This window comes from Enterobacter sp. RHBSTW-00901 (genome assembly GCF_014103115.1).
GTDB lineage: Bacteria > Pseudomonadota > Gammaproteobacteria > Enterobacterales > Enterobacteriaceae > Enterobacter > Enterobacter cloacae_P.
In genome coordinates, this window is sequence record NZ_JABXPB010000001.1 from 2415111 (window position 1) to 2427810 (window position 12700).

Consider the following 12700-nt stretch of genomic DNA (forward strand, 5'->3'; position numbering starts at 1 on the left):
CGATTTTGAGGGAGGCGCAATGCCTCCCTTTTTTAAACTATTTCTTTTATTTTTCAGGATAATCAAACCATGTTTACAGACACTATTAATAAGTGTGCGGCTAACGCTGCGCGCATTGCACGGCTCAGCCAAAATAATCCACTCGGCTTCTGGGTCAGCTCCGCAATGGCGGGTGCCTATGTGGGTCTGGGGATTATTTTAATTTTCACTCTCGGTAATCTGCTCGACCCTTCCGTGCGTCCACTGGTCATGGGCGCAACCTTTGGTATTGCTTTAACCCTGGTGATCATCGCCGGTTCTGAGCTTTTCACCGGCCACACGATGTTCCTGACGCTGGGCGTGAAAGCGGGCACTATCAGCCACGGACAGATGTGGGCAATTCTGCCTCAGACCTGGGTGGGTAACCTGCTGGGTTCCATATTTGTAGCACTGCTGTACAGCTGGGGAGGTGGGAGTTTACTGCCGGTTGATAACAGCATCGTACACACCGTCGCGCTGGCAAAAACCACACAGCCTGCGATGGTGCTGTTCTTTAAGGGCGCGCTGTGTAACTGGCTGGTCTGCCTTGCTATCTGGATGGCAATCCGTACCGAAGGTGCGGCGAAGTTCATCGCTATCTGGTGGTGTCTGCTGGCGTTTATCGCTTCCGGCTACGAGCACTCCGTTGCCAACATGACGTTGTTTGCCCTTTCCTGGTTCGGCCATCACAGCGATGCCTTCACCCTTTCGGGTATCGGCCATAACCTGTTGTGGGTAACACTGGGCAATACTCTTTCAGGTGCAGTGTTTATGGGGTTAGGTTACTGGTATGCTACCCCTAAAGCGGAGCGTCCGACTCCGGCAAACATCGCAACGGCTCAGGCGAAAGCCCATTCTTAAGAGGTAATGTCGTGGATCACCTGCCTATTTTCTGTCAATTACGCCATCGCGACTGCCTGCTTGTGGGCGGCGGCGATGTGGCTGAACGTAAAGCACGTCTGCTGTTAGAGGCAGGTGCCCGGCTTACCGTAAACGCACTCTCCTTCGCTCCGCAGTTTGACGCCTGGGCGAAAGCTGGAATGCTGACCCTGGCGCAGGGAGAGTTCGACGAGTCCCTGCTCGATACCTGCTGGCTGACCATCGCTGCCACAGACGACGATGAAGTGAACCAGCGCGTCAGCAACGCCTGCGAATCCCGCCGTATCTTCTGTAACGTAGTGGACGCCCCCAAAGAAGCCAGCTTTATTATGCCGTCGATTATCGACCGTTCTCCGCTGATGGTGGCGGTATCGTCCGGCGGAACGTCTCCGGTGCTGGCTCGCCTGCTGCGTGAAAAGCTGGAAGCGGTTCTGCCCCAGCATCTCGGCCAGGTGGCGCACTATGCCGGCCAGCTGCGTTCCCGCGTGAAGAAAACGTTCTCCACCGTCGGCGAGCGTCGCCGTTTCTGGGAAAAATTCTTTGTGAACGACAGGCTGGCGCAGTCGCTGGCAAATCAGGATCAGAAAGCCGTTGAAGAGACGACAGAACAACTTCTCACCGAACCACTGGATCATCGCGGAGAAGTGGTACTGGTGGGCGCGGGGCCTGGCGATGCTGGCTTGCTGACGCTGAAAGGGCTACAGCAGATCCAACAGGCGGATATCGTGGTCTACGACCGCCTGGTCTCCGATGACATTATGAACCTGGTGCGCCGGGATGCCGACCGCGTATTTGTGGGCAAACGCGCAGGCTATCACTGTGTACCACAGGAAGAAATTAACCAGATCCTGCTGCGGGAAGCGCAAAAAGGAAAACGCGTGGTACGCCTGAAAGGTGGCGATCCGTTTATCTTTGGGCGTGGCGGTGAAGAGCTGGAAACCCTGTGCAACGCGGGCATTCCGTTCTCCGTGGTACCCGGTATTACGGCGGCGTCCGGCTGTTCGGCCTATTCCGGCATTCCATTGACCCACCGTGACTACGCCCAGAGCGTACGTCTGGTGACGGGCCACCTGAAAACCGGCAGCGAGCTGGACTGGCACAACCTGGCCGCTGAAAAACAGACACTGGTGTTCTACATGGGACTGAACCAGGCCGCTACGATTCAGGCGAAACTACTGGAACATGGCATGGATGAAGATATGCCCGTCGCACTGGTGGAAAACGGCACATCCATTAAGCAGCGTGTGGTGAAGGGAGCGCTGACGCAGTTAAGTGACCTGGCACAACAAGTTGAAAGCCCGGCGCTGATTGTTGTGGGCCGTGTCGTCGAACTGCGCGAAAAACTGAACTGGTTCTCTAACCACTAACTCATATTTTCCCTTCCCGGGGTAGTCTTTAAACGGACTACCCCCCTCTTACCTGCACCGTTAACATACCGCTCGCAAAATGGAACTTTTCCATTTATTCCCTCGAATTGCATCCAAATAACGTTGTTTAAGACAAGGAATGTGTATGTTCAAACTGGCAAAAGCTGCCGTTCTGGTGGGCTTGTTATCGACCCTTACCGCCTGCACCGGTCACGTTGAAAACACCAAAAATAACTGCAGCTATGATTATCTGCTACATCCGGCGATCTCCATTTCGAAGATCATTGGTGGTTGCGGGCCAGCGGCACAGCAGTAAGCGTTTTTCAGGCGTAAAAAAACCGGGATTACCCGGTTTTTTTGTTTGGTGAAGTGCAGGGGTTGTGCGGCCTGATGCCCTTGCCCTCTCCCAGCGGGAGAGGAAAAAGAGCATTATGGTTTTGCGACAAACCCAATCGCTTCGTACACGGCTTTCAGGGTTTCAGATGCGCGTGCGCTGGCTTTTTCCGCGCCCTCTTTCATCACCTTCTGCAGGAATGCTTCGTCGTTGCGGTAAAGATTGTAACGCGCCTGCAGCTCAGTCAGCATACCGGAAACGGCATCTGCTACTTCACCTTTCAGGTGGCCATACATCTTGCCTTCAAAATGCTGTTCCAGCTCAGGAATGCTCTGCCCAGTGACCCCGGAGAGAATGTCCAGCAGGTTAGAAACACCCGCTTTGTTCTGCACGTCGTAACGCACGACTGGCGGCTCATCAGAATCGGTTACCGCACGCTTAAGCTTTTTGACCACTGATTTCGGGTCTTCCAGCAGACCGATAACGTTGTTGCGGTTATCGTCAGACTTGGACATCTTCTTAGTCGGCTCCAGCAGTGACATCACGCGCGCACCGGACTTCGGAATAAACGGCTCTGGTACTTTGAACACATCACCGTAAATGGCGTTGAAGCGCTGAGCAATATCGCGGCTCAGTTCCAGATGCTGCTTCTGGTCTTCACCCACCGGAACCTGGTTGGTCTGGTACAGCAGAATATCTGCCGCCATCAGTACCGGGTAGTCGAACAGACCGGCGTTGATGTTTTCAGAGTAACGCGCGGATTTATCCTTGAACTGGGTCATGCGGCTCAGCTCACCGAAATAGGTGTAGCAGTTCAGCGCCCAGCCTAACTGGGCATGCTCCGGTACGTGAGACTGAACAAAGATCGTGCTTTTTTCCGGATCGATACCGCAGGCCAGATACAGCGCCAGCGTATCCAGCGTGGCTTTACGCAGTTTCTCAGGATCCTGACGCGCAGTGATCGCATGGAGATCCACGATGCAGTAAATGCAATGGTAGTCATCCTGCATGCTTACCCACTGACGCAACGCACCCATGTAGTTACCAATGGTCAATTCACCTGACGGCTGTGCGCCACTAAAAACGATGGGCTTAGTCATTTTTCAATTCCTGATGTTCACTGTGCGAAAGCCCGAGTGCGGGCAACAAATCTTTGAAGTGGTCGAACACTACGTCCGGTTCACTCAGCGTAATGGCTTCACCGTAGTTGTAGCCATAGGTTAATCCAACGGAAGGACAACCCGCTGCTCTGGCAGCCAGAATATCATTGCGTGAATCGCCAACAAAGAGCAGCTCCGCAGGGGCTAAGGATAATTTTCCTGCCACCAGCAGAAGCGGTTCCGGATGCGGCTTTTTGTTCTTCACGTCATCGCCGCCCACAATCACGGAGAAATACTTCGCGATATCCAGTGCTTCAAGCAGTGGCGCAACAAACGGCGTCGGTTTGTTAGTCACCAGCCCCAGCGGGATACCTTTGGCGTGAAGCGCACTCAGCGTTTCGGCAACATCCGGGAACAGGAAACTACCCTCTTCCACGGTTTCTTCATAGAAACGATCGAACAGTTTACGCAGAACACGCTGCTGTTCTTCCTGCGGAATGTCGGCGTGATCGACGCTCGGTTTTCCCTGTGCAGAACGTTGCGACGCACGCTCCTGGCGGGCCCAGGTCAACGCGCGCTCCATCAACACATCGGCACCGTTACCAATCCACGTCACGACGCGATCTTCGCCCGCAACGGGTAATTCGAGAGCATACAGCGCCTGGTCGACGGCGCTGCTTAAGCCTGGCGCGCTGTCAACCAGCGTGCCGTCGAGGTCAAATGCTACACCCCGGGTTGCCTGCAATTTATCCATGACTTACCTTTGCCAGTTCACGGCGCATTTCATCAATGACTTTTTTGTAATCCGGTTGGTCGAAGATGGCTGAGCCTGCAACGAACATATCTGCGCCCGCAGCCGCAATCTCACCAATGTTATTCACCTTCACACCACCGTCCACTTCCAGACGGATATCGTAGCCAGACTCATCAATACGGCGGCGCACTTCACGCAGTTTATCGAGGGTCTGAGGGATAAACGACTGACCGCCAAAGCCCGGGTTAACGGACATCAGCAAAATCACGTCCAGCTTATCCATCACGTAGTCGAGATAGCTCAGCGGCGTTGCCGGGTTAAAGACCAGACCGGCTTTACAGCCGTTCTCTTTGATCAGCTGCAGCGTGCGATCCACATGTTCAGAGGCTTCCGGATGGAAGGTAATGATACTCGCCCCCGCCGCGGCAAAATCAGGCACGATACGGTCGACAGGTTTCACCATCAGGTGCACGTCAATCGGTGCGGTGATGCCGTAATTACGCAGCGCCTTGAGTACCATCGGGCCGATAGTCAGATTGGGAACGTAGTGATTATCCATAACGTCGAAATGGACGACATCCGCCCCAGCCGCAAGTGCTTTGGCAGTGTCTTCACCCAGGCGGGCAAAATCGGCCGACAGAATTGAGGGAGCAATCAAAAACTGTTTCATCCGCATCTCCTTGAAGTGTGTTTACTGGCGGGCAAAACGGCTCAGGGGCGATAAAGAGCCAGGAGTTCGTCCACCTTTTTACGTGTGCCGCCGTTGCTGCTAATGCTACGCCGCACCTTGACCTGAAAATGCTTCGCGGCTTTGTACCATTCGCGCGTATCAGGGGTATCGTGATTCGAAATTAACACCGGAATTCTTTTGCTGACCAGCTTTTCCGCCATCTCCGCCAGACGGGCCTGCTCGGCCGGGCTGAAGCTGTTAGTGTGATAGGCGGTGAAGTTCGCCGTTGCAGACAGCGGCGCATAAGGCGGGTCACAATAGACCACCGAATTTGCGTCTGCACGATCCATACACTCTTCATACGAGAGGCAGTGGAATTCAGCATTCTGCGCTTTTTCAGCAAAGTGATACAACTCGGTCTGCGGAAAATACGGGCGCTTATAGCGGCCAAACGGCACGTTAAATTCACCACGCAGATTATACCGGCACAGGCCATTGTAGCCATGACGGTTCAGATAGAGGAACAACAGCGCACGGCGGAAGGGATCCTTGCTCTGGTTAAACTCCGCGCGAAACTGATAGTAGATGTCCGGGTGGTTGTTCTCTGGCGTAAACAGCTTACGCGCCTCTTCCACGTACTCATCAGTACGTCGTTTGACGATGTTATAGAGGCTGATAAGGTCGCTGTTGATATCCGCCAGGATATAACGAGAAAAATCGGTATTCAGGAACACCGATCCCGCCCCCACGAAGGGCTCGATAAGACACTCGCCTTGTGGCAGGTGCTTTTTAATATCATCGAGCAGGGGGTATTTCCCCCCTGCCCATTTCAGAAAAGCGCGATTTTTTTTCATGCTGACTAACTGATTACACCTTCTCCGGCTGTGGAGAAAGCTCCGACAGCATCCTGCGCTTTAAACATTACTTCAGATCGGCCTGCACCTGATGAATCGGCTTCGCCCACGGGTTCTTCGCCTGAACATCGGCTGGCAGTGTCGCAACAGCCCGTTTCGCTTCGTCTTTGGAAGCATAAACGCCGGTTACCAGCACATACCACGGCTGCCCGTTACGGGTCGTCTGATAAACCACATAGTTTTTCAGATTCGATTTCTTCGCCCAACCGTTGAGGTTGTCATAGTTAGACGAACTGCTCAGCTGCAGCGTGTAGTTGCTGGATGGCGCAGACTTCAGAGAACCTACGTTGCCCGCCGTTTTACCTGCAGCGTCGCTGGATGCGGTTGCAGCTGGTGCGGTAGTGGCTGTAGTCGGTGCGGTAGTGGCAGTAGCAGCCGGCGCTGTTGTCGTTACCGTCGCTTTCGGTGCAGCCGTTGTGGCTGGTGCTTTCACCGGCTCACTAACAACAGGTTTCGTCTGAGCAGGTGCTTTTACTTCAGGTGCTTTTACCACGGCCTGAGGTTTGATTTCACGCTTAGGCTCAATCACCGCCTGCTTACGTTCCGGACGCGGTGCAGTTTGTGTCTGGTGCGGTTTGGTTTCCGTAGCGGCGGTTTGCGGCTGAGCGCTACCACCACGAATCGGTGCGACGGTTGCAGGTTCAGTTGGCAGCGTAGAGTTAGCCACTACGTTGTTCACCTGTTCCTGGTTTTGCGGCTGCGTCAGCGCATTGTTCAGGTCACCCTGAACTTCTACACGCTGCTGGCCTTCTGGCGTAGCAGGTGCCTGACCCTGAGCCGGGGTAGAAGAAACTGGCGGCAGAGAAACATCCTGCGGCGTCGTGGTGTTGTTAGCGGCAGTCTGCTCCGTAGAAGCGGCACCTGGCGCTGGCTGTGTGCCGTTCGCCTGAGTGCCCGCATCATTACCAGAAAGGTTGATGCTTTTCTCAGAGGAAGCCGTTTGCTCACTTGAGTTCGTTGACGGTGCTTTCAGCGCGGAGCCAATACCGACAATCAGCAGCACAAGCACCAGAACGCCAAGCCCCATCATGATGTACTGGCGGGACGCCGGTTTCGGCGCTGCCGCTTTTTTACGTTTACGCGGGCGACGCTCTACAGGCTCTTCGTCCATTGAATCTTCTTCGGACTCATAACCCTCTTCTTCTCGCTCATCACGCGCATTGCGGCTACGCGAAGAGCGACGATCGTCTGCATCCAGCTCAACATCGTCAAAGTTGATCTGCGGCTCGTTATCACGTTCTGAAGATTGACGAGAACGACCAGTACGACGATCGCTGGGATCGGGTTTCAGCTCGTCTTCTGGTTTGAATTCATCCATTTAACACCCCACTCAAAGGCTTATGCCAACGACTTTGCATTTCACCTGAAGCTAAACGACCACCTGTTACCGTGGCCTGACCTTTCTAGTTGTTACGACTGCTGACAATCAGCAATAGCGCCAAGAACGACTTCGTGCGGCACTCCGCCGCGCACTTCACTCTTCCCTATTGCAAGTGGGAGTACAAGACGCATCTCACCTGCCAATACTTTTTTATCGCGCATCATGTGGGGTAAATACGCTTGTGCAGACATCACCTGAGGTCCGGTGACCGGCAGGCCAGCACGCTCAAGCAGTGTGATGATGCGCGCCGTCTCTTCCGGTTTGAACTGACCCAGGCGTTCAGAGGTGCGTGCTGCCATGACCATACCGGCAGCAACCGCCTCACCGTGAAGCCAGTTGCCGTAGCCCATTTCAGCTTCAATCGCGTGGCCAAACGTATGCCCCAGATTCAGTAAAGCACGTAAGCCCGTTTCACGCTCGTCTGCCGCAACAACTTCCGCTTTCAGTTCACAGCAACGACGAATGCAGTATGCCAGTGCAGCCTCATCCAGGTGCAACAATGCATCCATATTCTCTTCCAGCCAGATGAAGAACTCGCCATCAAGAATAATGCCGTATTTGATCACTTCAGCAAGGCCAGAAGCCAGCTCGCGTTTTGGCAAGGTTTTCAGACAGTCGAGATCCACCACCACCGATGCAGGCTGGTAGAACGCGCCAATCATGTTTTTACCAAGCGGATGGTTGACTGCCGTTTTGCCACCAACGGAAGAGTCGACCTGAGACAACAGCGTGGTTGGGATCTGAATAAAGCGCACACCACGTTGATAGCTTGCAGCCGCAAACCCCGTCAGATCACCCACAACACCGCCGCCCAGGGCAAGCAGTGTCGTATCGCGACCGTGCGGTTTTTGCAGTAATGCGGTAAAGACGGTGTCCAGCACCGCCAGGCTTTTATACTGCTCGCCATCGGGCAGAATCACACTGTCGACTTTTACGCCCGCCTGCTCAAGCAGCTGGCGAACACGGTCGAGATAAAGCGGAGCCAGTGTCTCATTGGTGACCAGCATCGCCTGATCACCCGCTTTCAGTGGTAAGAAGGAAGCTGGGTCGTTAAACAAACCAGCCGCGATGGTGATAGGGTAACTACGTTCCCCGAGAGTAACTGTAATCCTCTCCATGACGCGACATCCACCTTTAATGCTTTTACCCGCAGGCGAGTGTATATAAAGCCAGAATCAGTTGCTTTCCAGCATATGAATAATCTGGTTTGCAACCACTTTAGCGCTCTGATCGTCAGTACGAATGGTCACATCAGCAATCTCTTCGTACAGAGGATTGCGTTCACCGGCCAGGGCTTCCAGAACTTCGCGTGGCGGCGTTTCAACCTGCAGCAACGGGCGCTTTTTATCGCGCTGCGTACGTGCCAGCTGTTTTTCAATGGTCGTCTCAAGATAGACCACTACGCCACGGGCGGAGAGACGGTTGCGGGTTTCGCGAGATTTCACAGAGCCGCCGCCAGTTGCCAGCACAATGCCCTGTTTTTCCGTGAGTTCGTTGATCACTTTTTCTTCTCGGTCACGGAAACCTTCTTCGCCTTCTACATCGAAGACCCAGCCCACATCAGCTCCGGTTCGTTTCTCAATCTCTTGATCAGAATCGTAAAATTCCATATTGAGTTGTTGAGCTAACTGACGCCCAATAGTGCTTTTGCCGGCACCCATAGGCCCAACCAGAAAGATATTGCGTTTCTCTGCCATTTTTTCGGTACTACTAAGACTATTCGTTAATGGTAATCCCCGCTGCGCAAACATCCGGCGTAGCAGGACATGAACTGAAACCTCATATGCAATAGAGCGAGAGTCAGACTAAAAATTATCTCAATACTCCGGCTTGTTTGGCAACTGATTAAATCACCGCACCAGACGCATAAGGCAACAAGACCGTAAGTCCAACTCAAATCGGTACTCCTTGTATGCTAATTCATGCCCCACGTCAAACATCTGCAACAAACTGAATGCAAAATCATTGCGGGGATCGTTACCCATCAGTGAATGCCGACCAGGCGCGGGGTAATAAACACCACTAACTCTCGTCGTTCGTTGTCTTTTCCGTCGTGGCGAAAAAGCTGCCCAAGCCAGGGGATTTTCCCAAGCCCCGGCACGCTATCACTCCCGGTTTTATTCTTTTGTGAGAAAATACCGCCCAGTGCCAGCGTTTCTCCACTTTTTACCTCTACCTGCGTTTCTATCTCTTGCTTATCAATTGCCAGCGTTTCGCCATTGGCCTGCTGCAACACCTGCCCCGGCATGTTTTCACTGATGTGCAGCTTCAGGCGCACGCGGCCCCCAGGCAGGACAATGGGTGTGACCTCCATCCCCAGCACCGCCTCTTTAAATTCCACAGACGTTGCCCCACTGTCTCCGCTGGAGACCTGGTAAGGAATTTCGCTACCCTGCTTGATGCTGGCTGGCTGCATATGTGAGGCCAACAATCGCGGACTGGCGATAATATCGACCTGCTGTTTTTGCTCCAGCGCCGACAGTTCCAGATCCAGTAACCTGCCGTTAATGCGTCCAATGTTAAAACCGACATGAGTCGTGGCGCTGGCAACGGATAAGTCGGAACCCAACGTGGTGATCTGCCCCACTTTGCCCGCTTCCGTAGCCTCCGCAAGATTCCATTTCACACCCAGCTCGCGCAGGCTTTTTTCGTTGATTGTCACGATATGTGCCGCCAGCTCTACCTGCGCGACAGGAATGTCCATCTGGGTCGCCCAGTGCTGTAGCGTATCCAGTACCACCTGGTTATCCCGAACCAGCAGGCGGTTGGTGCGTTTGTCGACAGATAAACTCCCCTTTGGACTCAGGAGTTTTTCCGCTGCTTTTTGCAGCGCTTCGGCATCAGCGTAAGAAAAGGAAATGCTCTGTGCTACCAGCGGCGCATCGAGCTGTCGACGCGCCTGTTCTTGCTCCTTACGCGTTTGCTGTTCTCGCTGCCAGGCCGCGGTATACACATAAAAAATGCCCTTATCTTCATGCAGAACAAGCCCGGCACTGGTAACGACCGTCTGAAGTGCCTGTCGCCACGGGACACGCGTCAGGTTGAGCGACAGTGAGCCGCTCACATCAGGCGATACCACCAGATTACGGTTTTCCTGCATAACGAGTGCCTGTAGTACCTGAACGACAGGATATCATCCACCACGAGCGTGACCGGTTTCGGTGCTGCTACCAGCGAGTTACTGAACACCAGCAACAATAGCGCTATCCTTATTTTCATGCTTTTTCGTTCCTTCTCGTTGCCACGTCCATTGTTCCGGTTCGCATGCTGCCCCCACATCCACGACCAGTTCCGTTTCATTCATCGCCATCACCCGCCAGCCCACAGATAAGCGTTCTTCTGTTTTCAGGCGATGCCAGCGCTTTTGCCCGTCCTGCAAAATGCCCACATCCATACTCCCCCTCACCATTCCGTGATAGTGCCACTGTGCAAGCTCCCCAATGGCGCAGGGATCGTCCGGCGGATGAAAAGGGTCGCGCATCCCGGTCAGTAACAGCGCAGAACAGACGAGCAGGTATCGCGCACTATTCCGCATGTTCTTGCTCCAGCTGCATGTGCAAACGTAGCCCCACATCATGTGGAGAAATGGCGAAAGCAGAAACCTGCACATCCCGCTTCATCAGGCGGGAAAAGACAGCCGGTATCACCTGCCAGTCAGCATCCAGCGTCAGTTCCCCTCCGCTCTGCAGCGGTTTCCAGTGAACCAGCCTGGTGCCATCAACCTGAAAATCTAACGGCGAAAAAGGTTGCACCACCCGGGCTTCAACCGTTTCAGTCTGGTACGGTACCTTGCTGGCGGCAGGCCACAGCGACACGTTAGTTCGTACGGCATCAGCCACCTGTAACCGGAGTGCAACACACTGCAAATGTACCGGCCTGAGCAGCATTCCCCATGCAGCCGCCCCCAGAAAAACGGTTCCCAGACACCAACCGAGCACCCGACACCCGGGGCGGCTTTCGCACCAGCGTTCAAGCAGGATGTTCACACGCTACCCCTGGCTCTTGAGCTGAAAAGTGAACATCCAGCGCCCCTGGCGATCCTGCTGTAGTTCACCTGCAGGCCCTGAAGTAAAACCCGCTATTTGCCTGAGCGCATCGCGCAGTACAGAAAGCGCCGGGAGCGAGGTGGCATACCCGATGAGCATCAGCGAAGGGGGCTGGTAACGAAGCTCTGTGAGCCAGACCTCGGGTGGGATCACGTCGGAGAGTGATTCCAGCACCGGTTGCCACGTCAGGCGCTGGGGCCGGATCGCGGGTATCGGCCCTGCGGTGGTCTGTCTCTGACGAGACGCAAGTGCATGCTGGACGGATTGCGTTCCCATCAGTTCACTTTGCAGGACTCGCAGTTTCACAACGTTGTTCATCCTCAAACTGAAAAACACCATCAGGACCAGCAGTAACGTTGCCGCAAAAGCTACAGCCCAGAAACGCAGGCATCGCACGCGTCGTTGCTGTCGCCACGGCATGAAGTTTGTCATGTTCATTCAGGAACCTCGCTCATAGCCAGCGCCAGAGCGATGGTGTAGTCGGCCCCACACTTAGGTAACGGCGGCTGGCAACGGACCAGCGTTTCCCACGGATTGCGAACAGCATCAAACAGCGCGATGTCTTCAGAGGTGAGCGCCAGCAGCGCCGCCAGCTCAGTCACATTTTCCGCTTCTGTGGTAAAACGACGCCCCCACTGGTGGCGCATTGCCCACAGCCACTGGTGCTTATCACGCCAGGCGACGCACTGCGCGGGGGCGACTGCCGGGAGAAGATTAGCCAGCGCGCCTGCATCCGGGGTAATCGTCACCAGTCGCAAACGTAGCGTTTTCGCCAGCGACAAAAGCGTTTCAACCTCTTTGTTTTGTGCGGCAGTCACATGAAATGTGTTGCTGAACGTGTCCTGGGCGTAATCGAAGCACAGCGCATCTGCGGGCATTTCCAGCTCACGCGAGAGCGCCGCCCCTAACCAGGAGAGCTGCTCGCTGTCACGTAGCGCGATAGCCGGACGAGGCAGCGATTTTTGCAGGGTACGTGCCGCAGGGAACGAGAGAAAGACACGGTGGTAATGCGGCAACATCCGCCGCCAGTCGCGTAAAGCGTCAACCAGTTGTTCTGGCTGACAAATTTTCCCATCCAGGATAATCCCTTCGGCCAGGGGAACCGCCCACCAGCGGCGCAATCTCCAGCCAGACCTCTCCCGGGTCAGCGCCACAGCCAGCACCTTATCCTGTTGAATATGAACGCCTGTTTGCCATGTTTTAAAAGCCATGCTTCACGATCTCCTTATCGCCCGCC

Annotated in this window: 14 protein-coding genes and 1 pseudogene; 3 read left to right on the forward strand and 12 right to left on the reverse strand. The window is 54.5% G+C overall.

Annotated features, from left to right (window positions below; genetic code table 11):
* The first annotated feature begins 69 nt into the window (after positions 1 to 69).
* From nirC to HV318_RS11705, 3 genes are all read left to right on the forward strand, one after another.
* Entirely contained in the window at positions 70 to 879 is an 810-nt protein-coding gene (gene nirC, locus HV318_RS11695) for a nitrite transporter NirC (RefSeq protein WP_182272877.1), read from the forward strand.
* An 11-nt stretch (positions 880 to 890) separates the two neighbouring features.
* On the forward strand, positions 891 to 2264 hold the full coding sequence (gene cysG, locus HV318_RS11700) for a siroheme synthase CysG (RefSeq protein ID WP_182272878.1): 1374 nt from the start codon (positions 891 to 893) through the stop codon (positions 2262 to 2264).
* 145 nt (positions 2265 to 2409) lie between these two features.
* Positions 2410 to 2580 carry a YhfL family protein gene (locus HV318_RS11705; RefSeq protein WP_182272879.1) on the forward strand — a complete coding sequence of 57 codons (171 nt, stop codon included), beginning with the start codon at positions 2410 to 2412 and terminating at the stop codon, positions 2578 to 2580.
* A gap of 113 nt (positions 2581 to 2693) precedes the next feature.
* Here HV318_RS11705 and trpS read toward each other — a convergent pair whose 3' ends face one another.
* The 12 genes and pseudogenes from trpS to HV318_RS11765 all read right to left on the reverse strand — a co-directional run bounded on the left by trpS (position 2694) and on the right by HV318_RS11765 (position 12674).
* Positions 2694 to 3698: a tryptophan--tRNA ligase gene (gene trpS, locus HV318_RS11710; RefSeq protein WP_182272880.1), complete on the reverse strand. Its 1005-nt coding sequence runs from the start codon at positions 3696 to 3698 to the stop codon at positions 2694 to 2696.
* Positions 3691 to 4452: a phosphoglycolate phosphatase gene (gene gph / locus HV318_RS11715; RefSeq protein ID WP_182272881.1), complete on the reverse strand. Its 762-nt coding sequence runs from the start codon at positions 4450 to 4452 to the stop codon at positions 3691 to 3693. Before gph ends, trpS begins: the two co-directional genes overlap by 8 nt.
* Complete coding sequence (rpe, locus tag HV318_RS11720) at positions 4445 to 5122, reverse strand: ribulose-phosphate 3-epimerase (RefSeq protein WP_003861634.1); 678 nt, start codon at positions 5120 to 5122, stop codon at positions 4445 to 4447. The genes gph and rpe overlap by 8 nt, the downstream gene beginning before the upstream one ends.
* Positions 5123 to 5163: 41 nt before the next feature.
* The gene (gene dam / locus HV318_RS11725) at positions 5164 to 5976 is read right to left on the reverse strand and encodes an adenine-specific DNA-methyltransferase (protein WP_182272882.1); all 813 of its coding nucleotides are present in this window, start codon (positions 5974 to 5976) and stop codon (positions 5164 to 5166) included.
* 67 nt (positions 5977 to 6043) lie between these two features.
* Positions 6044 to 7354, reverse strand: coding sequence for a cell division protein DamX (gene damX, locus HV318_RS11730; protein ID WP_182272883.1), 1311 nt, complete (start codon positions 7352 to 7354; stop codon positions 6044 to 6046).
* A gap of 92 nt (positions 7355 to 7446) precedes the next feature.
* Entirely contained in the window at positions 7447 to 8535 is a 1089-nt protein-coding gene (gene aroB, locus HV318_RS11735) for a 3-dehydroquinate synthase (RefSeq protein ID WP_182272884.1), read from the reverse strand.
* 57 nt (positions 8536 to 8592) lie between these two features.
* A complete protein-coding gene (gene aroK / locus HV318_RS11740) occupies positions 8593 to 9114 on the reverse strand; it encodes a shikimate kinase AroK (protein WP_010436374.1) in 522 nt (173 codons plus the stop codon).
* Positions 9115 to 9401: 287 nt separating this feature from the next.
* A pseudogene (gene hofQ / locus HV318_RS11745) lies at positions 9402 to 10636 on the reverse strand (DNA uptake porin HofQ).
* The gene (locus HV318_RS11750) at positions 10596 to 10952 is read right to left on the reverse strand and encodes a HofP DNA utilization family protein (protein ID WP_182272885.1); all 357 of its coding nucleotides are present in this window, start codon (positions 10950 to 10952) and stop codon (positions 10596 to 10598) included. The pseudogene hofQ and the gene HV318_RS11750 overlap by 41 nt, the downstream one beginning before the upstream one ends.
* Positions 10942 to 11403, reverse strand: a complete 462-nt coding sequence (locus HV318_RS11755) for a HofO family protein (protein WP_182272886.1) — start codon at positions 11401 to 11403, stop codon at positions 10942 to 10944. The genes HV318_RS11750 and HV318_RS11755 overlap by 11 nt, the downstream gene beginning before the upstream one ends.
* Positions 11404 to 11406: 3 nt before the next feature.
* Positions 11407 to 11901 (reverse strand): PilN domain-containing protein, encoded by a 495-nt coding sequence (locus HV318_RS11760; protein WP_182272887.1) that lies wholly within the window; start codon positions 11899 to 11901, stop codon positions 11407 to 11409.
* Positions 11898 to 12674, reverse strand: coding sequence for a type IV pilus biogenesis protein PilM (locus HV318_RS11765; RefSeq protein WP_182272888.1), 777 nt, complete (start codon positions 12672 to 12674; stop codon positions 11898 to 11900). The genes HV318_RS11760 and HV318_RS11765 overlap by 4 nt, the downstream gene beginning before the upstream one ends.
* Positions 12675 to 12700 lie beyond the last annotated feature (26 nt).

What these genes read in the sequence shown, in the direction of transcription:
- nirC (WP_182272877.1), top strand. Translation starts at nt 70, where the DNA reads ATGTTTACAGACACTATTAATAAGTGTGCGGCTAACGCTGCGCGCATT.
- HV318_RS11705 (WP_182272879.1), top strand. Translation starts at nt 2,410, where the DNA reads ATGTTCAAACTGGCAAAAGCTGCCGTTCTGGTGGGCTTGTTATCGACC.
- trpS (WP_182272880.1), bottom strand. Translation starts at nt 3,698, where the DNA reads ATGACTAAGCCCATCGTTTTTAGTGGCGCACAGCCGTCAGGTGAATTG.
- gph (WP_182272881.1), bottom strand. Translation starts at nt 4,452, where the DNA reads ATGGATAAATTGCAGGCAACCCGGGGTGTAGCATTTGACCTCGACGGC.
- rpe (WP_003861634.1), bottom strand. Translation starts at nt 5,122, where the DNA reads ATGAAACAGTTTTTGATTGCTCCCTCAATTCTGTCGGCCGATTTTGCC.
- dam (WP_182272882.1), bottom strand. Translation starts at nt 5,976, where the DNA reads ATGAAAAAAAATCGCGCTTTTCTGAAATGGGCAGGGGGGAAATACCCC.
- damX (WP_182272883.1), bottom strand. Translation starts at nt 7,354, where the DNA reads ATGGATGAATTCAAACCAGAAGACGAGCTGAAACCCGATCCCAGCGAT.
- aroB (WP_182272884.1), bottom strand. Translation starts at nt 8,535, where the DNA reads ATGGAGAGGATTACAGTTACTCTCGGGGAACGTAGTTACCCTATCACC.
- aroK (WP_010436374.1), bottom strand. Translation starts at nt 9,114, where the DNA reads ATGGCAGAGAAACGCAATATCTTTCTGGTTGGGCCTATGGGTGCCGGC.
- HV318_RS11750 (WP_182272885.1), bottom strand. Translation starts at nt 10,952, where the DNA reads ATGCGGAATAGTGCGCGATACCTGCTCGTCTGTTCTGCGCTGTTACTG.
- HV318_RS11760 (WP_182272887.1), bottom strand. Translation starts at nt 11,901, where the DNA reads ATGAACATGACAAACTTCATGCCGTGGCGACAGCAACGACGCGTGCGA.
- HV318_RS11765 (WP_182272888.1), bottom strand. Translation starts at nt 12,674, where the DNA reads ATGGCTTTTAAAACATGGCAAACAGGCGTTCATATTCAACAGGATAAG.